This window comes from Roseovarius sp. (assembly GCF_040223625.1).
Classification (GTDB): Bacteria; Pseudomonadota; Alphaproteobacteria; order Rhodobacterales; family Rhodobacteraceae; genus Roseovarius.
In genome coordinates this window covers 24,972-47,651 of record NZ_JAVKFX010000019.1, presented here as the reverse complement: position 1 = coordinate 47,651, position 22,680 = coordinate 24,972, and the positions used below count along the sequence as shown (strand labels likewise).

Below are 22,680 nucleotides of genomic sequence, written 5' to 3'. Positions count from 1 at the left end.
GCGGCCTGATGCCGCCTTCTGGAGTGCCAACGGGACCTCCCCCTTGCCAGTTCCATGATTCGAGTCGCGGGGGAGGGCGGGTTTCCGATATGAAACCGATCTGCGACCGCCCGCCGCAAGAGGCGCGGGAAATGTCGGATTCGCAATTCGTATGCGGGGGCGGGTTCTGTATTGACCGGGCCGAGAGACTCCGCCTCCCGCGGCCACCAGAGGACCAGACATGAGCCATAAATCCGATATCGAGATCGCCCGCGAAGCCAAGAAGAAGCCGATCCAGGAGATCGGCGACAAGCTGGGCATCCCGTCCGACCACCTGCTGCCCTATGGCCATGACAAGGCGAAGGTGAGCCAGGAGTATATCGACTCGGTCCAGAAGAACGCGACCGGCAAGCTGATCCTGGTGACGGCGATCAACCCGACCCCGGCGGGCGAGGGCAAGACCACGACGACGGTGGGGCTTGGCGACGGGCTGAACCGGATCGGCAAGAAGGCGATGATCTGTATCCGCGAGGCGTCGCTCGGCCCGAACTTCGGGATGAAGGGCGGCGCGGCCGGGGGCGGGTATGCGCAGGTGGTGCCGATGGAGGACATGAACCTTCACTTCACCGGCGATTTCCACGCCATCACCAGCGCGCACAGCCTGTTGTCGGCGATGATCGACAACCACATCTACTGGGGCAACTCGGAAGAGATCGACACCCGCCGGGTGACGTGGCGGCGCGTGGTGGACATGAACGACCGCAGCCTGCGGCAGATCACCTCGAGCCTTGGCGGCGTGTCGAACGGTTTCGCCCGCGAGGACGGGTTCGACATCACCGTGGCCTCGGAGGTGATGGCGATCCTGTGCCTTGCCTCGGACCTGAAGGACCTCGAAAAGCGGCTAGGCGCGATGATCGTGGCCTATCGCCGGGACCGGACGCCGGTGTATTGCCGCGACATCAAGGCGGAAGGGGCGATGACCGTTCTGCTGAAGGACGCGATGCAGCCGAACCTGGTGCAGACGCTGGAGAACAACCCCGCCTTCGTGCATGGCGGCCCGTTCGCCAACATCGCGCATGGCTGCAACTCGGTCATCGCGACGACGACCGCGCTGAAGATCTCGGATTACGTGGTGACGGAGGCCGGGTTCGGCGCCGACCTGGGCGCCGAGAAGTTCATGAACATCAAGTGCCGCAAGGCCGGGCTGGCGCCGTCGGCGGTGGTTCTGGTGGCCACGGTGCGGGCGATGAAGATGAACGGCGGCGTGGCCAAGGCTGACCTTGGCGAGGAAAACGTGGCCGCCGTGAAGAAGGGCTGCCCGAACCTTGGCCGGCATATCGAGAACGTCAAATCCTTCGGCGTGCCGGTGGTAGTGGCGATCAACCATTTCGTCAACGACACCGAGGCCGAGATCCAGGCGGTGAAGGATTACGTCAAGGAGCACGGGGCCGAGGCGGTGGTGTCGCGGCACTGGGCGGATGGCTCGAAAGGGTCGGAGGACCTTGCGAAGAAGGTGGTCGAGGTGGTCGATGCAGGGAACGCGAATTTCGGCCCGCTCTACCCCGACAGCATGCCGCTCTTCGAGAAGATCGAGACCATCGCCAAGCGCATCTACCGCGCCGACGAGGTGCTGGCCGACAAGAAGATCCGCGACCAGCTCAAGCTTTGGGAAGAGCAGGGATACGGCAACCTGCCGGTCTGCATGGCGAAGACGCAGTACAGCTTCTCGACCGATCCGAACCTGCGCGGGGCGCCGGTGGGGCATTCGGTGCCGGTGCGCGAAGTGCGGCTGTCGGCCGGGGCCGGGTTCGTTGTGGTGGTCTGTGGTGAGATCATGACGATGCCGGGCCTGCCCTCGAAGCCTGCGGCCGAGAACATCCGGCTGAACGAGGCGGGCGAGATCGAAGGTCTCTTTTAAGGGGCAGGTGGGTTGACACCCACCCTACGGTTGCGGTCGTAGGGTGGGGGGAACCCACCGCAATTTCAGGGATGGATAAATGACCGCTCAGATCATCGACGGGAAAGCCTTCAGCGCGAAGGTTCGGGAAAAGGTCGCGGCGCATGTCGCGAAACTGAAAGACGAGCACGGGATCACGCCGGGGCTGGCGGTGGTGCTGGTCGGCGAGGACCCGGCCAGCCAGGTCTACGTGCGCTCGAAGGGGCAGAAGACCGTCGAGACGGGGATGAACTCCTACGAGCACAAGCTGGATGTGGATACGTCGGAGGCCGATCTTCTGGCGCTGATCGACCAGTTGAACAATGACCCGGATGTGCATGGGATCCTTGTGCAATTGCCGCTTCCGAAGCATCTGGACGAGGATCTGGTGATCAACTCGATCAGCCCCGAGAAGGATGTGGACGGGTTTCACATTTCGAACGTGGGGCTGCTGGGGACCGGGCAGAAGAGCATGGTGCCGTGCACGCCGCTGGGCTGCCTGATGATGCTGCGGGAGCACCACGGGAGCCTGTCGGGTCTGAACGCGGTGGTTGTCGGGCGGTCGAACATCGTCGGCAAGCCGATGGCGCAGTTGTTGCTGGGCGATAGCTGTACCGTGACGATTGCACATTCGCGGACGAAGGATTTGGCCGAGGTTGTGCGGCGTGCGGATATCGTGGTGGCGGCGGTGGGCCGGCCCGAGATGGTGCCGGGCGACTGGATCAAGGAGGGCGCCACGGTGATCGACGTGGGCATCAACCGGATCGACGCGCCGGAGAAGGGTGAAGGCAAGACGCGGCTTGTGGGGGACGTGGAATTCGCGTCGGCCTCGGAGCGGGCGGGTGCGATCACGCCGGTTCCGGGTGGCGTGGGGCCGATGACGATTGCCTGTTTGCTGGCGAATACGGTGACGGCCTGTTGCCGGGCGAACGGGGTGCCGGAGCCGGAGGGGCTGACGGCCTGAGGTTTGCGGATTGCGGTTGAAGGGCGCCCCGGGGTTTCCGGGGCGTTTTTTGTTTTGTGTGAGGGTGTTAGGTGGGTTGGCACCCACCCTACGGGGCGGTGACGCGCGATTTTAGGTGGCCACCTTCACCGCGATGGTCGTGCCCATGAGCATGGCGATGTGGGTCTCGTTCCCGTCCTGCACGGCGTAGACATCCGATTGCACGATGACGAGGCGGCGGCCGGGTTTGATGACCTTGCCGCGGGCGATGAGTTTCTCGCCCTGGCCGGGGGCGAGGAGGTTGATCTTGAGTTCGGTGGTGAGGATTTCGCTGTCCTCGGGCATGACGGAGAGGGCCGAGTAGCCGGCGGCGGTGTCGCCGATGGCGAAGGTGAGGCCGGCATGGGCGAAGCCCTGTTGCTGGAGGCTGCCGGGGAGGATGGGGGCCTCGACCTCGATGGCGCCGGTTTCGAGCTGGCCGAGGCGGGCGCCGAGGGTGGCCATCATCGACTGCTTGGCGAAGCTTTGGCGGATTTTCTCTTCCATTTGCGGGGTCATGGCGGGCCTTTCCTGTTCGCCCCGCAGGGTAGCGGGGCGGCGCGGGAAGGGGAACGGGTTTCAGCGGGGCAGGGGCACGGCGTGGGGCACGGGGCCGGTGAGCACCGCGATGGCCTCGTCGCGCATGAGGGGGGCGAAGGCGCGGTCGTTGCTGCGCAGGCCCCCGGTATAGGTGCCGTAGGCGGGCATGATCACGCGGTCGGCGTCGATCAGGAAGGCGGGGCGGGTGATGGCGCGGCCGCGGGTGCGCAGGGTGGTTTTGGGGTGGTAATGGCCCGAAATCTCTCCGCTTTGCCCGGGTTTGGCGATGTGGCGGAAGGTGAGGGGCGGGAGGGGAAGCTCGGCGAGATGGGTGCCGCCGAGTTCGACGGGGCCGGGATCGTGATTGCCCTCGATCCAGACCCAGCGGCGGCCCGCTTGGAGGGCAGCGATCCAGAGTTTTTCCTCGTCCCGAAGGGCATCTGCCGCGGCGCGGTCGTCGAAGCTGTCGCCGAGGCAGATGACGGTGGTGGCCTCGGTCAGGCGGAGGTCGTCCTCGAGGCGGGAGAGGGTATCCTGCGTCTCGTAGGGGGGCAGGTAGCCGTCGCCCAGCCGGGCGCGGCGTTCGGCCTTGCCGAGGTGCAGGTCGGAGATGCAGAGCAGCCCCTCGGCGGGCCAGTAGAGCGCGCCGGAGCCGAGCGCCACGAGCGGCGCGCCTGCGAGGGAGAAATCATGCCCGTTCATGCATTGTTCTTCGCGCGGAAAGGGGGCGATTTCAAGACCCTGCGGGTGGAAATTCAGGTGGAGAGGCCGGCGGCGGCCATGAGCCGCTCGGTTTCCTCGGCCAGCAGGCGTTCCTGTGCCGCGCCTTCGACGGGGGTGCGGCCCTGTTCGAGGAAGAGGGGGGCGGCGAAGGGGGTGACGCGGGGCAGGCGGAGAAGGTCGATGCGGCCGTCGATGCGGGCGATCATTTCCTCGATGCGGCCGAAATCGATGAGGCCGCGCATGGCCTCGGTCCGGGTGATCTGGAGGAGGAGGTGGTCGGGGTCGTAGCGCGCCAGCGTGTCGTAGAGGATGTCGGAGGAGAAGGTGGCCTGCCGCCCGGATTTCTTGGCGGAGGGCGTGTTGCGCTGGATGAGGCCGGCGATGGTGGCCGAGGCGCGGAAGGTGCGTTTCATCAGCTGGTTGCCGGCGAGCCAGCGGTCGAGGCCTTCGCGGAGGCTGGAGAGGTCGAAGAGGGGGCCGGGGTCGGTGAGCGGGTCGAGGCCCCAGATGAGGGTGGCGTAATCGGTGGAGACGAAGCCCATGGGGTGAAGGCCCAGCTCCTCCATCCGCTTGGTGAGGATGAGGCCGAGGGTTTGTTGCGCGTTGCGGCCGGCGAAGCCGTAGATGCAGGCGTGTTCGCGGCCTTCGTGGGGGAAGCTTTCGATGAGCAACTCGCCGGATTTCGGGAGGCGCGACATGTCGGATTGCAGGCGGAGCCAGTCGGCGGTGTGGGCGGGCAGGGCGGACCAGTCGCCGGTGTTCAGGAGCGACAGGATGCGCTGGCTGAGCTGGGTGGAGGTGGCGAACTTGGTGCCGCCGAAGACGGTGATCTTGGGCTGGCGGCCACGGTCGCGGCTGACCTCGACGGTCATTTCGCGCAAGGATTCGTAGCGGACGATTTCGCCGCCGATCAGGAAGGTGTCGCCGGGGGTGAGGGAGGCGGCGAAGGCTTCCTCGACCTCGCCCAGGGGTTTGCCGCCGCGGGAGCGTTGCATCCGGACCTTGAGGAGGTCGGTGTCCTGGATGGTGCCGATGTTCATGCGGATCAGCTTGGCGCTGCGGGGGTCGCGGAGGTGCCAGAGCCCGTCGGTCTGCTTGAGGCGCTGCCACTGGTCGTAGGCGCGGAGCGCGTAGCCGCCGGTGGCGCAGAAATCGAGGCAGGCGTCGAATTCGGCGCGGGTGAGATCGGCATAGGCGCCGGCGGTGGTGATTTCGGCAAAGAGGTCGGAGGCGGAGAAGGGGCCGGAGCAGGCGCGTATCAGGATGTGCTGGCAGAGCACGTCCTGAGGGCCGCGGCCGCGCGGTTCGCCGTCGAGGTCGTGGTCGCGGACGGCTTGCAGGGCGGCCTGGCATTCGACCACCTCGAAGCGGTTGGCCGGGACGAGGAGGGCCTTGGAGGGAGCGTTGTAATTGTGGTTCGCGCGCCCGATGCGCTGGACGAGGCGCTTGACGTTCTTGGGCGCGCCGACCTGGATGACGAGATCGACATCGCCCCAGTCGATGCCGAGGTCGAGGGAGCCGGTGCAGACGATGGCGCGGAGGCGGCCCTGTTGCATGGCGGCCTCGACCCGTTCGCGCTGGACCCGGTCGAGGGAGCCGTGGTGGATGCCGATGGGCAGGCTTTCCTCGTTGGCGAGCCAGAGGTTGTGGAAGAAGATTTCCGCCTGCGCCCGGGTGTTGTGGAAGATCAGCGTGGTGCGGTGGCGGCGGACCTGCTCGAGCACGGCGGGGATGGCATAGGCGGCACCGCCGCCGGCCCAGGGGGGGCGTTCCTCGGTGGTGAGCATGGCGATGTCGGGTTCCGGGCCCGGATCGGCCTGCAGGATGTCGCAGGGGTCGGGGTGGCAGGCGAGGAGGCGGGCGATGGCGGCGGGGTCTTCGACGGTTGCCGACAGGCCGACGCGGCGGAGGTTGGGGCAGAGGGCCTGCAGGCGGGAGAGGGCGAGCATGAGCTGGTCGCCGCGCTTGGATTCGGCGAGGGCGTGGATTTCGTCGATGACCACGCGTTTGAGGCCGGCGAAGGTTCTGTGGGCGTCCTCGTAGGAGGTGAGGAGGGCCAGGCTTTCAGGGGTGGTGAGCAGGATATGGGGCGGGTCGGCGCGCTGGCGTTTCTTGCGGGAGGCGGGCGTGTCGCCGGTGCGGTCGTCGATGCGGATGGGCAGGCCCATCTCGCTGACCGGGGTGGTGAGGTTGCGCTTGATGTCGGCGGCGAGCGCCTTGAGGGGGGAGATGTAGAGGGTGTGGAGGCCGGCGTGATCGCCTTCGGCGAGGTCCACGAGGGTGGGCAGGAAGCCCGCCAGCGTCTTGCCGCCGCCGGTGGGGGCGATGAGGAGCTGCGCCGGGGCGTCGGCGCGGTCGAGCATGGCCTGCTGGTGCGGGTGGATGTGCCAGCCGCGGGCGGCGAACCAGTCGGTGAAGAGCGGGGGCAGGGCGGTCATGCCCCGGTATCTAGACCGGCGGGGGGGCGAGGGCGAGGGGAGTTTGCTCGCCGGCCCTTTCGGGCCGTCTCGCGCCGTTGTGCTCGTCCGCCCTTGCGGGCGGCCTCGCGATTCCGGGGGACTGAAGCGGTCGGCTATCCTGCCGTCACTTCACGATCTTCTCGTCCTTGACGAACATGTTGGCCCAGGCGCGGTCGATCAGTTCGGGGGTCATCTGGTAGGGGATGCCCTCGAATTCGCAGGTGGCGATCATCTGGTCGATGAGGAAGACAGGCTGGTAGTTGGCATAGACGTTGTTGATCGTCGGGTATTTCTTCTTGAGCAGGTGCAGCAGCGAGGCCTCGTTGAGGGGCATCTGCTTTTTCTTGGCGACCATGGCGAAGATCTTGAGGAAGTCGGCCTGGCTGGGCCCGTCAATCTTGATCTTGAAGAAGATCCGGCGGAGTGCGGCCTGGTCGAAGATCTCGTTGGGGTGGAAGTTGGTGGAGAAGATCACCAGCGTGTCGAAGGGCACCTCGAATTTCTCGCCGGATTGCAGGGCGAGGATGTCCTTCGATTCCTCGAGCGGCACGATCCAGCGGTTGACCAGCGATTGCGGCGGTTCGGCCTGGCGGCCGAGGTCGTCGACGATGAAGATGCCGCCGGAGGATTTGAGCTGCAGCGGCGCCTGGTAGGTGCGGGCGGTGGGGTTGTAGACGAGGTCGAGCATGGAGAGCGACAGCTCGCCGCCGGTCACCACGGTGGGGCGTTCGCAGCGGACGTAGCGGGTGTCCCATGTGCGGCGGCGGCGGAGGCTGTTGGGGTCGTCGGTTTCGACCTCGGCCTTGGAATGGACGATCGGGTCGTAGACGGTGATGACCTGGCCCGAGTACTCGATGGCGCGGGGGACGTAGATCTTGTCGCCCATGGCGGCGCGGATGCCGTTGGAGATCGAGGATTTGCCGTTGCCCGGCGGCCCGTACATCAGGATCGAACGGCCGGCCGAGACGGCGGGCCCGAGATAGTCGAGCAGGCTGTTGGGCAGGACGAGGTGGCCCATGGACTGGACCAGTTCCTCGCGCGTGATCTGGATGTTGCGGATCGACTGGCGCTGGACCTGTTCGCCGTAGACGGCGAGGGGCACGGGCATGGCGCCGAAATATTCCGACTGCGAAAGCGCGTCGAGGGCGCGGGCCTTGCCGCTGTCGGTGAGCTGGTAGCCCATTTCCGAGCCGGCGGTCGCGCTGAGCGTGCCCATCGCCTCGACCATCGACTGGGAGCGGGCCATGTCCATCAGTTCCTGGGTGACGGCGCGGGGGAGGCAGATGGCCTCGGCCAGGTCGCTGACGGTGTCGAGGTTCTTGCGGAACATCGTCTTGATGAGGATGTCGCGCATCATCACGATGGGGAGTTGCATGTCCTCCAGCCCCTTGGGGGGCGGGGGTGGCTGGACGCCCTGGGATGCCTGCATGTTCATGTGTCTGCCCCTGTATTCGGTTCCGGTCGGGGGCAATATCGGGGGGAAAAACGGTGAAAATGTGGAAGGGGGCGGGCGTGGTGTGGGCATCGCGGGCGGGGCCGCGCGCGGGCCTCAGGTGCCGTAGGCGGCGCCCAGGGCGAGGTAGACGATGAGGGTGGCACCGAGGGCGAAGCCCATGGGAAACTTGCGGCCGCGGTCCCAGCTTATCCAGTCGGGGGCGAGGCGGCGGAGGGCGGTGTGCTTGGCGATGCGGTGGGTGACGAAGCAGGCCAGCAGGTTCGCCGCGAAGATCAGGCAGAGCGGGCCCACATCGCCCGGGTCGATGAAGGGGGCGGCGGCGGCGATGAACTTGCTGTCGCCCGCGCCCATCAGGCCGATGACGTTGGCGCCGAACATCAGCACCAGGACGACGACCATGGTCAGGAGGCGCCACGGGTAGTCGGCCCAGGGGAGGGCGACGAGGCCCACCACGATGAAGACCGCCGCCAGGGCAATCACCGAGAGGTTGGGGATGCGCATGGCGGACAGGTCGCTCCACATCACCCAGAGGCAGATCGGGACGACGAAGGGCAGGAACCAGAGCGCCTCGGATGGCGAGATCGCGAGGGCCATCTAGTTGCTCACGTTGTCCTCGAGTGCGGCGAGTGACCGCGCGGCGGCCTCGAAATGCTGGGGATGGGTGTCGATGGCGTCGCGCAGGAGGCCCTTGCCGATGGTGGTGTCGCCCTGCTTGATGGCCGAGAGCGCCAGCGTGTAGAGCAGCTGGGCCCGTTCGGTCTGGGAGGTGTTGACCACGGGCAGGGAGTAGTTCTTCTGTGCGCCACGGGCGAGGACGAGGTTGTTCTTGGCGGTGAAGAGCGAGCTGTCCTGGCGGATGGCGTCGGCGAAGAGGCGTTCGGCCTCGGCATAGTCGCCGCGGGTGAGCTTGGAATAGCCCCAGTTGTTTATCACGCCCGCCGGGCGTGTGGTCAGGCCGATGGCGGTTTCGTAGAAGCTGTCGGCCTTCTGCCATTCCTGGTTGCTGTCGGCGACCATGGCCTCGAGCCGGTAGCGCTTGAAGCTTTCGAAGGTGGGCGGGATGCGGTCGAGCACCTGCTCGGCGCGCTCCCAGTCGTTGTTGCGGATGAGCGCGTCGGCATAGTCGACGCGGTCCTCGTCGGTGGCCTCGGGGTGTTCGGCGACTTTCTTCCAGGCCGATGCCGCCTCGGTCGAGCGCTTGGCGCGGACCAGCGACTTGGCGAGCCCGCGGGAGAGTTCGAGCCGCTCGGGCTGTTCGCCGGTGGCGCGCTGGAAGTAGGAGACGGCCTCGTTCGGGTCGGCCACGGAAAGCATCACGTCGTTGAGGTTGCTTTCGTCGACGACATTGACGCCCTGGAAGGCGCGGTCGACATCGGTGCCTGTCTTCTTGTCGCACGCGGAAAGCGCAAATACGCTGACAGCGCATACGCTCAAAGTCATCAGATGGCGCATTTTTGCGTCCTTTTACTGCCCTTGCCTCGTCATGGTATCTTGCGGATCAGGTAGTCGCTGGTGCCCCGCCGTACCAATTTGTAATCTTGTTCTTCCTCGGGAGTGTACTCGGAAATTTCCGATTTTTCGAGTGCTAACCGCAAATTGTCGCGAATTGAGTCACTTTGGCCATTATCGAGGGCGTAGGCGCGGCGGAAGACCTGTTCCGCTTCCGCAATTTCGCCACGTTCCATCAGCACGACGCCCAAGTTGTTCCAGATTTCCGGGCTGCGCTCGTCCTTGTCGAGGGCCTGGCGGAGGAGGCGTTCGGCGGTGTGCAGGCGGCTGAGCTTGAGGTTGGCCGTGCCGATGCCGGAGAGGACGTCGGCGGTCATGCCCTGCTGGAGGGCGGCGCGGGAATAGGCGTCGATCGCCAATTCGTATTCGCCCGCATCCATCAGCCGGTGGCCGACGAGCATGCCGTCGACGGCTTCGGCGCCGGACTTGATGCCCGGCGCGAAGGGATTGTCACGCGAAACGCCCTCGCTGCATGCAGCAAGGGCGATGCAAGCCAGGAAAGCGGCTCGTGCCCGTATCATGTCTGCCCCGCCATTTCGGCGTTGTGGTTACTTGCCCGCCATCGAGAACAGTTCCATGATGCCCAGAACCGACGGCCCGACAAGGATGATCAGTAGTGGGGGCACTGTAAACATCATCGTGGACAATGTCATCTTCGTCGGCAGCTTGTTGGCCTTTTCCTCGGCGCGCATGACCCGTTTGTCACGCATCTCGCCGGCATAGACCCGCAGGGCGTCGGCGATCGAGGTGCCGAAGCTTTGCGACTGGATCAGCACGGTGACGAAGCTGGAGATGTCCTGCACGCCGCAGCGTTCGGCCATGTCGCTGAGCACGGAGGGCTTGTCGCGGCCGGCCTTCATCTGTTGCGAGACGATCTCGTATTCCTGGGCGAGCGCCGGGTAGGAGGCCTGGATCTCGCGCGAGACGCGGATGATCGCCTGGTCCATCGACTGGCCCGCCTCGACGCAGGTGAGCATCATGTCGAGACTGTCGGGGAAGCCCTGTTCGATCTCTTCCTGGCGCTGTTGCAGGCGCTTGGTGACCCAGTACTTGGGCAGCATGTAGCCCACGCCGCCCGGTCCGAGCGTGTACATCAGCGTCTGCTGGGTGGTGGTCTCGTCGTTCGAGACGAAGAACACGAAATAGATCACCCCGAGGATCAGCCCGCCGATGCCGAGGGCGAACTGGGCGAAGTGGAAATAGCGCACGGCGTCGCGGTCGCGGTAGCCGGCCTGCATCAGCGTCAGCCGCATCTTGCTGAGCTGCTTCTCGTCCTGCGGCTCGAGGAAGGTGGCGTATTTCTCGAGTTTCTCGTTGCGCGACTTGGCGCGCAGGCGTTCCTTGCCCGAACTCGGCGCCTTGCCGGAGTTGTTGGCCTTCTTCAGCTTGTCGAGCGGGTCCTGCGACTGTTTGATCAGGATCGGGATGCAGATCAGGATCAGGACCACGCCGAGCGTGCCGACGGCGATCAGCGGGCCGAAGGGGCCGAGTTGATCGGTGAGGGTTCCGGTGAGTTGATCGAACATGGCCTCAGACCTTGATGTTCACGAGCGACCGCATGACGAAGATGTTCGTCACGAGGAACCCGCCCACGGCGATGCAGGCCGGGATGAAGAGCGGGTGGGTCATCGCTTCGTCGTAATAATCGGGCTTGACCATCTGGATGCCCACGAGGGCCAGGATCGGGAAGGCCGACAGGAAGTTGCCGGACCACTGCGCCTCGGCGGTGATGGCCTTGACGCGGCGGAACAGGCGGAAGCGGGCGCGGATCACCTTGGCGAGACCGTCGAGGATCTCGGCGAGGTTGCCGCCCGATTGCTGCTGGATGGTGACGGCGACGGCGAGGAAGCGGAGATCCTGCATGTCGAGCCGTTCGGCCATGTCCTTGAGTGCCTCGCCCACGTCGCGGCCATAGGCGCTTTCGTCGGCGATGATGCCGAACTCGGTGGCGAGCGGGTCGGAGACCTCGTTGGCGACGATGGAAATGGCCGAGGAGAACGGGTGGCCGACGCGCAGGGAGCGGACCATCAGTTCGATCGCGTCGGGGAGCTGTTCCTCGAGCAATTTCATGCGCTTGGACGCCTTGGAGTTGATCCAGACGAAGACGCCGCCGATGCCGATGCCGATGGAGACCGCGGCGCGGACCGCGACCTCGGTATCGGTGGCGATGGTGAGGCCCACGAAGGCGAAGACCGACACCGCGCCCATCAGCATGATGAGCTGTTTCGGGGTGAAGGCGATGGCCGCCTTCTGCGCCTTGGAGGACAGGATGGCGTAGATCGGGATGTTGCGCGCCTTGAGGTGCTGGGTCATCTCCTTGCGGAGTTTCTCCATCACCTGCTCGCGGTTGCCCATCTTGTCGAGCATGTCGAGCCGGCGGTTGACGCGGCTGTTGAGGCTGATCGATTTGCCGAAGACGGTCAGGTAGATGCCCTCGACGAGCACGAGCACGCCGAAGAAGATCAGGCCGTAGATGATGGGTTCGATGCTGATGCTCATGTGCGTTACTCTGCCGCGACGGGTTCATAGATGCTGGGGGGCAGGTCGTAGCCCCACAGGCGGAAGCGTTCCGAGAAGTTCGAGCGCACGCCGGTGCCGGTGAAATGCCCGATGATCTTGTTGTCGGGGGTGAGGCCGGTGCGCTGGAAGCGGAAGATTTCCTGCATGGAGATCACGTCGCCTTCCATGCCGGTGATTTCGGTGATCGAGACCATGCGGCGCGAGCCGTCCTGGAGGCGCGAGGCCTGTACGATGAGGTTCACGGCGCTGGCGATCTGGCTGCGGACGGCCTTGAGCGGCATTTCGATGCCGGCCATGGCGACCATGTTCTCGAGCCGCGAGATGCCGTCGCGGGCGTTGTTGGCGTGGATCGTGGTCATCGAGCCGTCGTGGCCGGTGTTCATGGCCTGCAGCATGTCGATCACCTCCTCGCCGCGCGTCTCGCCGACGATGATGCGGTCGGGGCGCATCCGCAGGGCGTTCTTGAGACAGTCGCGGGGCGAGACCTCGCCCCTGCCCTCGACGTTGGGGGGGCGGCTTTCCATCCGGCCGACATGGGTCTGCTGGAGCTGAAGTTCGGCGGTGTCCTCGATGGTGAGGATGCGCTCGGCGTTGTCGATGAAGGACGAGAGCGCGTTGAGCGTGGTGGTCTTGCCCGAGCCCGTCCCGCCCGAGACGATGACGTTGAGGCGGGTGGCGACGGCGGCCTGGAGGTAGGCGGCCATTTCTTCCGAGAAGGCGCCGAAGCGGACGAGATCGTCGATGCCGAGCTTGTCCTTCTTGAATTTCCGGATCGAGACGAGGCTGCCATCGACCGCGATGGGCGGCACCATGGCGTTGAACCGCGAGCCGTCGGCGAGGCGGGCGTCGACGTAAGGGTTGGATTCGTCCACGCGCCGGCCCACGGCGGAGACGATCTTGTCGATGATCCGCAGCAGGTGCTTTTCATCCTTGAAGGTCACGTCGGAGAGCGAGAGCTTGCCGTCGCGTTCGACGAAGATCTGGTGCGGGCCGTTGACGAGGATGTCGTTGACCGAGTCGTCCTTGAGCAGGGTTTCGAGCGGGCCGAGGCCCTTGACCTCGTCGTAGAGCTCCTGCGTGAGGGTGGCGCGGTCTTCGCGGTTGAGGACGATGGAACGCTCTTCCAGCACCTCGGCCGCGATCGAGCTGATCTCGGCGCGAAGGTCGGATTCGGTGGCGGTGTCGAGCGCGGCGAGGTTGAGGTTGTCGAGCAGCGAGCGGTGCAGGTCGAGCTTGATCTCGGCCAGCCGCTCCTTGCGCTTGCGGTCCTTGTCGGCCGGCGAGGGCGCGGCGGTCTGCGTCGGCGAGGGCCGGCGCAGCGACGTGGGTTTCGGCGGGGCCTCGGCCGGTTGCGGCTTGGGCGTGTCCACCGGTGCCTTGACCTTGGCGGCCTTTTCGGGCGCGGCGCCCGATTTCTTGTAACGGGAAAACATCTGTTATCTACCTTTCACGCCGCTTCTTCGGCGTCGGGCTTGCCGATCTCGTGCAGCGACGCGGCCAGTTTGGCGATTTCCTTGCGCAGCGGGTTCTTGGCCGCCGAATGAGCGAGCGGGGAGCCGTGGTCGCCCGCCTGGGTGACGACACGGCCGCCATCGGGGAGCTGGACCTCGATGCTGATCTCGAGGCTTTCGGCCATGCGCTTGACGCGGCTCTTGCCGTTGAGATCGGTGAACTTGGGCGAGCGGTTCAGGCAGAAGCGGAGCTTCTCGACCGGCAGGTCCTCGGAGCGGAGCGCGCGCTTGAGGCGCAGGGCGTTCTGGGCCGAGCGCATGTCGAGCTCGAGCGTGACGAAGTAGATCTGCGCGGCGTTGAGGACGGTTTCCGTCCATTGCACCAACGTGGCGGGCATGTCGACGATCACGTAGTCGAATTTCGAGCGGGCGAATTCGAGCACGCGGCCCACATCCTCGGGGGTGATCATGTCGAGCGGCAGCATGTCGGTGGGCGCGGTGAGCACCCAGAGCTTGTCCTCGAAGGCGATCAGCGACTGCTTGAAGATGTCCTCGTCCATGGATTCCGTGTCGGACCACATCTCGAACACTGCGTCGCGGCGGGGCAGGTCGAGATAGGTGGCCGTCGAGCCGGTCTGAAGCCCGAAATCGAGCAGGCAGACGCGCGGCGGGTCGTTCTTGTCGACGGTGGCCAGTTCCCAGGCCAGGTTGACGGCCATCGTGGTGGCGCCGGTGCCGCCCGCAAGGCCCTGGACCGCGAGCAGGACGCCGTCGCCGGGCGTGTTGCCGGCGGCGAAGGGGGTGCCTTCGACGGTGGCCTGTTCCTCGCGCCGGCGGATGCGTTCGATCGCTGCCTCGAGCTCTCCCTCGGGCAGGGGGTAGGGCACGAATTCGTCGGCGCCCTGGCGCAGGAGCTGGTGCAGGACGGCGGGGCTGACATCCTCGGCGATGAGGATGACGCGGATGCCGCGCGAGCTGGCCATGGTGATGATTTCGCTGAGCAGCGGGATGTCGTCTTCGTCGGAATCGTCGATGGCGACGGCGGCGAACTCGATGCCGGTCGCCTCGGGCTGGCCGAAGAAGGCCAGCGCCTCGTTGATGTTCAGATCGCCCCAGGCCTCGCCGAGCGCGGCTTCCATGTCCTCGATGAGCAGGTCGAAGTTCTGCACATCGCGGCTGACCGTGCAGGCGACAAGCGGTATCTGTTCCGAATTGCTGCTGTCACTACTCGTCATTCCGGGTCCCATTCATCAATCTGCGGCGCATGGCGCACGCTTCTGCGTCCCTCGCAGCGCCGCCCCCGATACGTTCCGGGGAACTCGTTATCGTGGGAACCTCGCCGATAATGTGGGCAACATTTGGGCCAAAAAACTCCAATTGTGCGGAACCGGTAGACAAAAAGAGCCCGCCATTGTGGCGGGCTTCTTCAGGTGGCCCGGCTGCTGCCGGACAGGGAGATCTCGGTGTGGCGGGCGGTCGGGCCGCCCGTTCATTCGCCGGTGGCGACCCCTTCGCTGTTGCCGACGATCGCCAGCGTGGTTGCCGATGTCGCGCTTTCGACATATTCGCGGTGGACGACCTCGGCATATTTGCCGTCCATGATGATCGGGTGGGAGGCGACGAAGCCGCTGACCTCGGTGACGGTGCGGCGGTTGCGGCGCTCGCGGTCCTGCGTCGCGACGAGCGGCTGGGTTTCGCCGTAGGAAACGACCGCCTCGAGCCGGGAGCGGCTGATGCCCTGGCTGGCGAAGAAGTTCACCACCGCCTGGGCCCGGCGCAGGCCGAGGCTGTTGTTGTAGGAGGTCGAGCCGACTAGGTCGGTGTGGCCGTAGACCCGGAAGCGGACCTCGGGGAACTGGCGGATGAAATGCGCTTGGCGGCGCAGCACGTTTACGGCGGTGGCGTCGAGCCGGGCCGAGTTGAAGGCAAAGTTCACCGTGTTGCCGACCTCGCTGGCGAAGCGGCGCGACAGATCGACGGCGTAGTGTTTTTCGCCGGTCATGATCTGGGTGTTGTTCATGGTGGAATTGCCGAAATTGCCGCCATCGGCGATGGAGCCGGATTCCGAGTAGGACCGGAGCACTTCGGTGGGGTAGGAGCACGCGGTCAGCGCCAGAAGGGCCGTTGTCGCAAGGAGGGGTCGTTTCATGGCGCTGTCCTCTCGCCTAGTCCATTACGTAGCCGTAGGAGCCGTTGAAATCCTGCCGGGCGACTTCGCCTGCCGGGCTGTTTTCGGGGACGTCGCGGGCGACACGGCCGTTGAGGAAAAGGTCGCGCTCGCTGGGGATGCGGACGCGGTCGGTGGGCAGGGCCAGCGCCTCGCCCGTGGTGGGTGTGACGAGGTGGGCCGAGACGATGATCACCAGTTCGGTCTGGGCGCGCTGGTAGTCGGCGCTGCGGAACAGCGCGCCGAGCACCGGCACGTCGCCGATCCACGGCACCTGGCCGCTGTTGTCGCGGAAATCGTCCTGCAGCAGGCCGGCGATGGCGAAGCTTTGCCCGTCGCGCATGGCCACGGTGGTGGAGGTGTCGCGGCGGCGGAAGGCGTTGACCGTCAGGCCGTCTACGACGAGCGCGTTGGCGGCGTCGATCGAGGAGACGGCCGCGGCCAGTTCGAGGTTGATGATCCCGTCATCGACCACGCGGGGGATGAAGTTGAGCTCGACGCCGAAGGGCTTGAACTCGATCGTGGTGACGCCGTTTTCCTGGGCCACCGGGATCGGGTATTCGCCGCCGGCGAGGAACTTGGCCTCCTGCCCCGACAGGGCGGTGAGGTTCGGTTCGGCCAGGGTGCGGACGACGCCCTTGGTTTCCAGCGCTTCCAGCAGGATGCCGACCTCGGTCGAGCCGATGTCGAAGCCGAAGGCGATGGCGCCGTTGTTGGCCTGGACAGAGGGGATGGCGCCGGCGAGGGTGTTGAGCACGGCCCCTTGGGTGTTGGTGGTGTTGGTGCCGCCGATGACGCCGACGCCGGAATTGTTGCGCCCGTCGATCGACAGCGAGGTGCCGAGTGCCTTGGACACGCTGCGCTGCATCTCGGCGAAGCGGACCTTGAGCATCACCTGGTGCTTGCCGGCGACGGACATGAGGTTCGACACGCGCTCGGGTGCGTAGCGCTGGGCCAGTTCGAGGGCGCGGTCCATGCGGGTGGTGCTGCTGACCGTGCCCGAGAGGACGATGCCGTCATTGGCGGAGCGGACCTCGATCGCCTCGCCGGGCAGGACCTGGCGGAGGCGTTCCTTGAATTCGGAGATATCGGCGCTGACGCGGACCTCGACATTGGTGATGAGGCGCCCGGTGGCGTCGAGCAGGGTGAGGGTAGTGCGGCCCGGCGATTTGCCGAGCACGTAGATCGTGCGGTCGGAAAGGGTGGAGAAGTCGGCGATGGCCGGGTTGGCGATGCTGAGTTCCGCGAAGGGCACGTCGCTTTCGACCACGACCGCCTGGTTCATGGTGATGCTGAGGTCTCGCCCGGTTCCCTTCCGGACGACCTGGAGCGACTCTGCCATGGCCGAGCCCGCAATTGGCCCGTACGCCAAAACCAGCCCGGCCAGGGCGGCCTTGAGTAAGCGCTGAATTGTCATGTGACCTGCCTTTCCGATCACGCCTCGAGAAGCGGGTCTTGGCGCCCGCATTTCGGTCAGGATGGGCCAATTCCGAAATTTTTGCAAGAATCAATGACTTTCGGGCCGGCTTTGATGAAATTTTTGCGGGATCGTTGCGCGAATGAAACCAGTTGGCGCGCGGGGAGGCGTGAACCGGGACGTGAAAAGGCGCCGCGGGGAGCGGCGCCTTTCAGAAAATCGGATCGGGAAAACCGGCCTAGTTGGTGCAGGGGATCGGGGTTTCGATCACCTCGCCCCCGCGGCGGGTGCGGATGGTGCAGATCTCCTGCTGGATCGGGGCGCTTTCGACCACCTGTTCCTCGATGCCGAGCAGGCTGCGCTGGTCGACCTCGATCGCCTCGGCGATGGAATCGTCCTCGGCGCCGACCAGCGACAGCGAGAGCCGTCCGGTCGATTGCGCCTGGGCCAGCGAGGCCACCTGCTGCGGACGGGCCGAGACGGTGACGGTGCGGGCGATGATCGCCTCGTTGGTGTCGGCGTTGGCCTCCTGGTCGACCGCGATCAGCTTGACGTTGGTCTCGATCAGCTTGGTCACTTCCTTGGCGCCGCGGCCTTCGAGCTGGGACCCGGCGCTGGCGGATTGCCCGGTCCAGTAGATGTCGACGCGGTCGCCGGGGCGCAGGAAGCCCGAGACGCCGCTGGTGACGTCGACGTTGATGGCGAAGGCGCGCATGCCGCGCTCGAGCTGCGAGGTGATGCCGGCCTCTTCGCCCGGGCCCGTCACCTTGACGGCGAGGATCGCCTCGTTCGGTTCGATCGAGCGCAGGACGGTGCGGGGTTCCGCATCGCCTTCGGGGAAGAGCGCCTCTTCGGTCTCGAACACGCCTTCGGGCAGCGACATGGCCGGGAAAGGGGTGAGGCGGACGTCGTCGAGGTTGAGCTCCTGCCCGTATTTCAGTTTCTTCGTGGCGACATAGACCTCGACCGTGTCGATGCCGGGATCGCGGTTCGACCGTTCATGGGCCAGCTCGGCCTGGTACCGCTGGATGTAGCTCTTGGCCATGTAGACGGCAAAGCCGGCAAGGCCGAGGCCGAGTATGAGGACGAGTCCGAAAACCAAACGCATGGCCTTATCCTTTCGATGGACTGCTCTTCGGTCGGCCCCTGACGGGCCGGTTTTCCGGCAGATGTTCTGACGCCGCAATATGGCGAAAGAAGGGAAGGCCGGTGGCGGTTTGACGATTGTTCCGCGCGGTTCTCGGGGCCTGCGGTGCCGCGGGCCGGCCGGCGGGGTCGGGCGGGGTCAGCCTTCGGCCGAGACCTGTTTGCCCGAGACGGAGGTGCCGATATCGCCCGACAGCACATCGACCGCGCCGCCGATGCTGGTGGTCGATGCCGCCGCAAGGCCCACGACGCTGGCGGCGATCACCACCCATTCGGCGTTGGCGGAGCCATCCTCTTCGCTCAGGTGGGTCTTGAACTTGCGGAAGATATTGCGGGGGAATGTCATGTCGGGCTCGCTCTCGTGTCTTGCCGACCGGCTGGCCGTTCCGTGGGGAAAGGCGGTGCGGGTCGTGTGTCAGATCAAGGGATGGGCGGAGGCCCGGTGTCCACGCGGCGCGTGCCCTCGTAGAAAAGCAAATGGCCGCGAAATCGGAACTTCGCGGCCACGTGCATGTCGTCAGGCGAAGCCGCCTATTAGTCGCCGTTCGAAACGGTCTTACCCGAAACGCCGGTTTGGATCGAGCTGGCCAGGGTGTTCACACCGCCGGAGACGGTCGACACGCCGGCAACGCCCAGGCCGACAACAGCTGCGGTCAGAACGACCCAGTCAACAGTCACGGCACCTTCTTCGTCGTTGCGGAATTTTTTGATGAACTTGATCATGGTTGGTCCCTCCAAAGGATCACTTAAGCTACGTTACTAACCGTTCCAGCTTTCTGTGGGCCGCCTCTCTCTAAGGCCCGCTGCCGTTGCGGTATGAGCAGATATAGCCTGTGGAATCGGGCAGGATTTGGGCGGCTTTGGTAGCATTTTGTGAATCGGAAAATTTTTGGCTTGGAGGGGGTCAAGTGGCTGAAATCAAACGATTTAAAAGGTAAAAATTTCCTCTTGCGGCGCTTGTTTTCGGGTGTTTTGGGCGGAAATCGTACGCGTTTCCGTTTCTGTGACGGGCACAAAAGCCGTGAAACAAACGGATTTTTGAGATAGGCTTGCGCAAAAGAACGAGGCAGTGCAGTGAAACCCTTCCTTATATGCGCGGCGGCGCTGGGCGTTGGCCTGTGCGGGGCCATGCCGGCCCCCGCGGACAGCCCGCCGCCCTATCCCGAGTTCACCTTCAAGATGGCCAAGCCGCCCAAGCCCGGCACCAAGAAGCGGATCAACGTGCAGATCGAGCCCGGCGACCAGGTGGTGGCGAAACCGGCCAAGCCCAAGGCCGAGGACAAGGAGAGCGGCACGGAGAGTGCCGCGGCGGCGGCCTCGGGGCGGTATGACTGGTTCTGGAGCAAGGTGTCGCCCGGGCTGGCCGAGGACCCGGCCCTGCGCCTGCGGAGCGCCTTTGCCAGCCTCGAGGACGGGCCGGGCGGGGTGACGGTGGCCGGGCCGCGGCTGCAGGCGCTGCAGAGCATCGCCTCGGCGCAGGGGGCCAACATATTGCGCGCGACAATCGGGACGGACGTGTCGCCGGCGCTGGTGCTGGCGGTGATCGCGGTGGAATCGGGCGGTCGGACCACGGCGGAGAGCCACAAGGGGGCGCAGGGGCTGATGCAGCTCATGCCGGATACCGCGACGCGGTTCGGGGTGACCGACAGCCTGGCGAGCGATCAGAACATCAAGGGCGGGGTGGCTTATCTCGACTGGCTGCTGAAGGAGTTCGGGGGCGACGCGGTTCTGGCGCTGGCGGGGTATAACGCGGGCGAGAACGCGGTGAAGCGCCACGAGGGCGTGCCGCCCTATAGCGAGACGCGGGATTACGTGCCCAAGGTTCTGGCGGCGTTCCAGGTGGCGGGAGGGCTGTGCAAGACGCGGCCGGAGCTGATCACCGATGCCTGTGCGCTGAACCTGGCGGTGAAGTAGGGGACGGCGCGCCCCGGGTGTGACCCGGGGCCTCTGTCTCCCGCAGGGGGCGAGGCCCCGGCTCGGGGGCCGGGGCGGGTGGTTTTGTAGCGCGCGCGCGGGGCGCCCGTTGGCAGACGTCAGACGATCGTCGCCTCGGTCTTCTCGATGATCTCCTCGCGGGTGACGTCGGGGGCGCATTCCACGATCTTCAGGCCGCCTTCGGTCACGTCGAGCACACCGAGATTGGTGATGATCCGGTTGACCACGCCCGTGCCGGTGAGCGGCAGGGTGCATTCCTTCAGAAGCTTCGACTCGCCCGCCTTGTTGGTGTGGTCCATCACCACGATCACGCGGCGCACGCCGGCGACGAGGTCCATCGCGCCGCCCATGCCCTTGACCAGCTTGCCGGGGATCATCCAGTTCGCGAGGTCACCGTTCTCGGCCACTTCCATGGCGCCGAGGATCGCCATGGCGATCTTGCCGCCGCGGATCATGCCGAAACTCATGGCGCTGTCGAAATAGGAGGTGTGCGGCAGTTCGGTGATGGTCTGCTTGCCGGCGTTGATCAGGTCGGGGTCTTCTTCGCCCGCAACGGGGAAGGGGCCCATGCCGAGCATGCCGTTTTCCGATTGCAGCGTTACGTGGACGCCTTCGGGGATGTAGTTGGGCACGAGCGTGGGGATGCCGATGCCGAGATTGACATAGGTGCCGTCTTCCAGCTCCTGCGCGGCGCGTGCCGCCATCTGATTGCGATCCCAGGGCATGATCAGGCCTCCCTCACGGTACGTTGTTCGATGCGCTTCTCGTGCTCGCCCTGGATCAGGCGGTGCACGTAGATGCCCGGCAGGTGGATGTGATCGGGGTCGAGCTCGCCGGGTTTGACGATCTCTTCCACTTCCATGATGCAGGTCTTGCCGCACATCGCCGCCGGCGGGTTGAAGTTGCGGGCGGTCTTGCGGAAGATACAGTTGCCCGTTTCATCCGCCTTCCATGCCTTGACGATGGAGATGTCGGCGAAGATGCCGCGTTCGAGGATGTAGGTCTCGCCGTCGAACTCCTTGTGCTCTTTCCCCTCGGCGATCTGGGTGCCGACGCCGGTCTTGGTGTAGAAGCCGGGGATGCCGGCGCCGCCGGCGCGCATGCGTTCGGCGAGCGTGCCTTGCGGGTTGAATTCGAGCTCGAGCTCGCCGCCGAGGTACTGGCGCATGAACTCCTTGTTCTCGCCCACGTAGGAGCTCATCATCCGTTTCACCTGTTTGCTCTGCAGCAGCAGGCCGAGGCCGAAATCGTCGACGCCCGCGTTGTTCGAGGCGACGGTGAGATCCTTGACGCCGGATTTCCGGATGGCGTCGATCAGCAGTTCGGGGATTCCGCACAGGCCGAAACCGCCCGCGGCAATCAGCATCCCGTCTTGGAGAAGCCCGTCCAGCGCGTCGGCGGCGGACCCGTAGATCTTGCTCATGAAATGAACCCTCCTGTCATTCGGCCCCGATATGACGGAGGGGGCGGGAGAGAGTCAACGGCTGGGCCGGTGGGGTGGCGGGATTAGGGGTTTCTACGTAATAGAGGTAGGCACGTGATTTGCCCCGCCGGGCGAGGGCCGGCCCGTGGGGAGGCGCTGCAACGGAAGTGGATGGCAGTTTATGGTGCTGAGTACATCCTTTCCTATGAAGCGTCGTGCAACACCGCGAAAGCGCCTGCCCGTGGGGACCGCGTCGTCCATTGGGCTCGAACCAATGGCGTCTCAATGAACGACCGCTCGCCCGGCGCCGCGCTTTGGCGCGGCTCTGTTCCGGGCGGGTGTCAGGCCGAGAGGAAAGCGGTGCTCGCTTCCGTCCCGAACTCCGCAAGAGGCCCCGGGTCAGGCCCGGGGCGGGCGTTATACCTGCGTCAGATGATCCGCACCTTGGTGCCCACGGGCGAGATGCCGTAGAGCTCCTCGATCATGTGGTTGTAGAGCCCGATGCAGCCGTCCGAGGAGCGGCGGCCGATCTTGCGGGTGTCGTGGGTGCCGTGGATCAGGTAGGCGGGCCAGTCGAGATACATGGCATGGGTGCCGAGCGGGTTGTCGGGGCCCGGCGGCATGTATTTCAATTCCGGGTTGCGTTCGACCATGCTGGCGGTCGGGGTCCAGTCGGGGCCGACCTTCTTGCGCACGATCTCGGTGAAGCCGCGCTTGGTCAGCTCGTCGGTCATCGGCACGGAGGTGGGGTAGATGCGGTAATCCTCGCCCGCGCCGTTCCAGTAGTGGAGCGCGCGCGAAGTGGTGTCGGCGATGATGTAGGCCGGCGCGCCGGGGTCGAAATGGTCGCGCCAGTTCATCTGGCCGAAGGCCGAGATGTTGCGGCGCACGCCGGGTTCGGCCGGGAGCTGTTCGTGCTCCTGCGCGAGGGCGGGGGTGACGATGGTGGTCGCCAGACCGGAGAGGATCAGGGTGCGGCGGTTGAGGGTGTGGCGGGGCATCTGGCGTGCTCCTTCTGCTCGAGGATGTTTCGGGCA

The 22,680-nt window shown here is 65.6% G+C and carries 22 protein-coding genes; 3 read left to right on the top strand and 19 right to left on the bottom strand.

Annotated features, from left to right (window positions below):
- Nucleotides 1-220: 220 nt before the first annotated feature.
- Nucleotides 221-1,897 carry a formate--tetrahydrofolate ligase gene (locus RLN94_RS05470; RefSeq protein WP_350127098.1) on the top strand — a complete coding sequence of 559 codons (1,677 nt, stop codon included), beginning with the start codon at nucleotides 221-223 and terminating at the stop codon, nucleotides 1,895-1,897.
- Between the two features lie 79 nt (nucleotides 1,898-1,976).
- Nucleotides 1,977-2,879 carry a bifunctional methylenetetrahydrofolate dehydrogenase/methenyltetrahydrofolate cyclohydrolase FolD gene (gene folD, locus RLN94_RS05465; RefSeq protein ID WP_350127101.1) on the top strand — a complete coding sequence of 301 codons (903 nt, stop codon included), beginning with the start codon at nucleotides 1,977-1,979 and terminating at the stop codon, nucleotides 2,877-2,879.
- 111 nt (nucleotides 2,880-2,990) lie between these two features.
- On the opposite strand, the gene RLN94_RS05460 is transcribed toward folD, so the two are convergent.
- The 16 genes from RLN94_RS05460 to RLN94_RS05385 form a co-directional block, all read right to left on the bottom strand.
- Nucleotides 2,991-3,416 (bottom strand): PaaI family thioesterase, encoded by a 426-nt coding sequence (locus RLN94_RS05460; RefSeq protein WP_350127104.1) that lies wholly within the window; start codon nucleotides 3,414-3,416, stop codon nucleotides 2,991-2,993.
- Between the two features lie 60 nt (nucleotides 3,417-3,476).
- Nucleotides 3,477-4,139 (bottom strand): ligase-associated DNA damage response endonuclease PdeM, encoded by a 663-nt coding sequence (pdeM, locus tag RLN94_RS05455; RefSeq protein WP_300896258.1) that lies wholly within the window; start codon nucleotides 4,137-4,139, stop codon nucleotides 3,477-3,479.
- Between the two features lie 53 nt (nucleotides 4,140-4,192).
- Nucleotides 4,193-6,598, bottom strand: coding sequence for a ligase-associated DNA damage response DEXH box helicase (locus RLN94_RS05450; protein ID WP_350127107.1), 2,406 nt, complete (start codon nucleotides 6,596-6,598; stop codon nucleotides 4,193-4,195).
- Nucleotides 6,599-6,743: 145 nt separating this feature from the next.
- Complete coding sequence (locus tag RLN94_RS05445; RefSeq protein ID WP_350127110.1) at nucleotides 6,744-8,054, bottom strand: DUF8689 domain-containing protein; 1,311 nt, start codon at nucleotides 8,052-8,054, stop codon at nucleotides 6,744-6,746.
- Between the two features lie 114 nt (nucleotides 8,055-8,168).
- A complete protein-coding gene (locus tag RLN94_RS05440; RefSeq protein WP_350127113.1) occupies nucleotides 8,169-8,669 on the bottom strand; it encodes a prepilin peptidase in 501 nt (166 codons plus the stop codon).
- Nucleotides 8,670-9,527 (bottom strand): tetratricopeptide repeat protein, encoded by an 858-nt coding sequence (locus RLN94_RS05435; protein ID WP_350127116.1) that lies wholly within the window; start codon nucleotides 9,525-9,527, stop codon nucleotides 8,670-8,672.
- Between the two features lie 29 nt (nucleotides 9,528-9,556).
- Nucleotides 9,557-10,105: a tetratricopeptide repeat protein gene (locus RLN94_RS05430; protein WP_350127119.1), complete on the bottom strand. Its 549-nt coding sequence runs from the start codon at nucleotides 10,103-10,105 to the stop codon at nucleotides 9,557-9,559.
- 27 nt (nucleotides 10,106-10,132) lie between these two features.
- Nucleotides 10,133-11,110, bottom strand: a complete 978-nt coding sequence (locus tag RLN94_RS05425; RefSeq protein ID WP_350127121.1) for a type II secretion system F family protein — start codon at nucleotides 11,108-11,110, stop codon at nucleotides 10,133-10,135.
- 4 nt (nucleotides 11,111-11,114) lie between these two features.
- Nucleotides 11,115-12,083, bottom strand: coding sequence for a type II secretion system F family protein (locus RLN94_RS05420; RefSeq protein ID WP_350127124.1), 969 nt, complete (start codon nucleotides 12,081-12,083; stop codon nucleotides 11,115-11,117).
- Between the two features lie 5 nt (nucleotides 12,084-12,088).
- A complete protein-coding gene (locus tag RLN94_RS05415; protein WP_350158742.1) occupies nucleotides 12,089-13,537 on the bottom strand; it encodes a TadA family conjugal transfer-associated ATPase in 1,449 nt (482 codons plus the stop codon).
- Between the two features lie 14 nt (nucleotides 13,538-13,551).
- A complete protein-coding gene (locus tag RLN94_RS05410) occupies nucleotides 13,552-14,790 on the bottom strand; it encodes a CpaE/TadZ family protein (RefSeq protein WP_350168646.1) in 1,239 nt (412 codons plus the stop codon).
- A gap of 254 nt (nucleotides 14,791-15,044) precedes the next feature.
- Nucleotides 15,045-15,704, bottom strand: a complete 660-nt coding sequence (locus RLN94_RS05405) for an OmpA family protein (RefSeq protein WP_350126135.1) — start codon at nucleotides 15,702-15,704, stop codon at nucleotides 15,045-15,047.
- A gap of 16 nt (nucleotides 15,705-15,720) precedes the next feature.
- On the bottom strand, nucleotides 15,721-17,139 hold the full coding sequence (locus RLN94_RS05400; RefSeq protein WP_350126132.1) for a type II and III secretion system protein family protein: 1,419 nt from the start codon (nucleotides 17,137-17,139) through the stop codon (nucleotides 15,721-15,723).
- Nucleotides 17,140-17,377: 238 nt separating this feature from the next.
- Nucleotides 17,378-18,247: a Flp pilus assembly protein CpaB gene (gene cpaB, locus RLN94_RS05395; protein WP_350126129.1), complete on the bottom strand. Its 870-nt coding sequence runs from the start codon at nucleotides 18,245-18,247 to the stop codon at nucleotides 17,378-17,380.
- 177 nt (nucleotides 18,248-18,424) lie between these two features.
- Nucleotides 18,425-18,631 (bottom strand): Flp family type IVb pilin, encoded by a 207-nt coding sequence (locus RLN94_RS05390; protein ID WP_350126126.1) that lies wholly within the window; start codon nucleotides 18,629-18,631, stop codon nucleotides 18,425-18,427.
- A 188-nt stretch (nucleotides 18,632-18,819) separates the two neighbouring features.
- Nucleotides 18,820-19,008, bottom strand: a complete 189-nt coding sequence (locus RLN94_RS05385; protein WP_350126138.1) for a Flp family type IVb pilin — start codon at nucleotides 19,006-19,008, stop codon at nucleotides 18,820-18,822.
- A gap of 405 nt (nucleotides 19,009-19,413) precedes the next feature.
- On the opposite strand from RLN94_RS05385, the gene RLN94_RS05380 reads away from it, so the two are divergent.
- A complete protein-coding gene (locus tag RLN94_RS05380; RefSeq protein ID WP_350126154.1) occupies nucleotides 19,414-20,199 on the top strand; it encodes a lytic transglycosylase domain-containing protein in 786 nt (261 codons plus the stop codon).
- Nucleotides 20,200-20,318: 119 nt separating this feature from the next.
- On the opposite strand, the gene RLN94_RS05375 is transcribed toward RLN94_RS05380, so the two are convergent.
- The 3 genes from RLN94_RS05375 to RLN94_RS05365 form a co-directional block, all read right to left on the bottom strand.
- Complete coding sequence (locus tag RLN94_RS05375) at nucleotides 20,319-20,945, bottom strand: CoA transferase subunit B (RefSeq protein ID WP_350126141.1); 627 nt, start codon at nucleotides 20,943-20,945, stop codon at nucleotides 20,319-20,321.
- Nucleotides 20,946-20,947: 2 nt separating this feature from the next.
- A complete protein-coding gene (locus RLN94_RS05370; RefSeq protein ID WP_350126144.1) occupies nucleotides 20,948-21,643 on the bottom strand; it encodes a CoA transferase subunit A in 696 nt (231 codons plus the stop codon).
- 428 nt (nucleotides 21,644-22,071) lie between these two features.
- Nucleotides 22,072-22,644: a L,D-transpeptidase gene (locus RLN94_RS05365; protein ID WP_350126147.1), complete on the bottom strand. Its 573-nt coding sequence runs from the start codon at nucleotides 22,642-22,644 to the stop codon at nucleotides 22,072-22,074.
- Nucleotides 22,645-22,680: the final 36 nt, after the last annotated feature.

Coding starts and splice junctions, on each gene's coding strand:
- RLN94_RS05405 (WP_350126135.1), bottom strand. CDS start 15,704: ATGAAACGACCCCTCCTTGCGACAACGGCCCTTCTGGCGCTGACCGCG.
- RLN94_RS05420 (WP_350127124.1), bottom strand. CDS start 12,083: ATGAGCATCAGCATCGAACCCATCATCTACGGCCTGATCTTCTTCGGC.
- RLN94_RS05390 (WP_350126126.1), bottom strand. CDS start 18,631: ATGACATTCCCCCGCAATATCTTCCGCAAGTTCAAGACCCACCTGAGC.
- RLN94_RS05400 (WP_350126132.1), bottom strand. CDS start 17,139: ATGACAATTCAGCGCTTACTCAAGGCCGCCCTGGCCGGGCTGGTTTTG.
- RLN94_RS05430 (WP_350127119.1), bottom strand. CDS start 10,105: ATGATACGGGCACGAGCCGCTTTCCTGGCTTGCATCGCCCTTGCTGCA.
- RLN94_RS05410 (WP_350168646.1), bottom strand. CDS start 14,790: ATGACGAGTAGTGACAGCAGCAATTCGGAACAGATACCGCTTGTCGCC.
- pdeM (WP_300896258.1), bottom strand. CDS start 4,139: ATGAACGGGCATGATTTCTCCCTCGCAGGCGCGCCGCTCGTGGCGCTC.
- RLN94_RS05370 (WP_350126144.1), bottom strand. CDS start 21,643: ATGAGCAAGATCTACGGGTCCGCCGCCGACGCGCTGGACGGGCTTCTC.
- RLN94_RS05365 (WP_350126147.1), bottom strand. CDS start 22,644: ATGCCCCGCCACACCCTCAACCGCCGCACCCTGATCCTCTCCGGTCTG.
- RLN94_RS05375 (WP_350126141.1), bottom strand. CDS start 20,945: ATGCCCTGGGATCGCAATCAGATGGCGGCACGCGCCGCGCAGGAGCTG.
- cpaB (WP_350126129.1), bottom strand. CDS start 18,247: ATGCGTTTGGTTTTCGGACTCGTCCTCATACTCGGCCTCGGCCTTGCC.
- RLN94_RS05450 (WP_350127107.1), bottom strand. CDS start 6,598: ATGACCGCCCTGCCCCCGCTCTTCACCGACTGGTTCGCCGCCCGCGGC.
- RLN94_RS05445 (WP_350127110.1), bottom strand. CDS start 8,054: ATGAACATGCAGGCATCCCAGGGCGTCCAGCCACCCCCGCCCCCCAAG.
- folD (WP_350127101.1), top strand. CDS start 1,977: ATGACCGCTCAGATCATCGACGGGAAAGCCTTCAGCGCGAAGGTTCGG.
- RLN94_RS05385 (WP_350126138.1), bottom strand. CDS start 19,008: ATGATCAAGTTCATCAAAAAATTCCGCAACGACGAAGAAGGTGCCGTG.
- RLN94_RS05440 (WP_350127113.1), bottom strand. CDS start 8,669: ATGGCCCTCGCGATCTCGCCATCCGAGGCGCTCTGGTTCCTGCCCTTC.
- RLN94_RS05415 (WP_350158742.1), bottom strand. CDS start 13,537: ATGTTTTCCCGTTACAAGAAATCGGGCGCCGCGCCCGAAAAGGCCGCC.
- RLN94_RS05435 (WP_350127116.1), bottom strand. CDS start 9,527: ATGCGCCATCTGATGACTTTGAGCGTATGCGCTGTCAGCGTATTTGCG.
- RLN94_RS05380 (WP_350126154.1), top strand. CDS start 19,414: ATGCCGGCCCCCGCGGACAGCCCGCCGCCCTATCCCGAGTTCACCTTC.
- RLN94_RS05460 (WP_350127104.1), bottom strand. CDS start 3,416: ATGACCCCGCAAATGGAAGAGAAAATCCGCCAAAGCTTCGCCAAGCAG.
- RLN94_RS05425 (WP_350127121.1), bottom strand. CDS start 11,110: ATGTTCGATCAACTCACCGGAACCCTCACCGATCAACTCGGCCCCTTC.
- RLN94_RS05470 (WP_350127098.1), top strand. CDS start 221: ATGAGCCATAAATCCGATATCGAGATCGCCCGCGAAGCCAAGAAGAAG.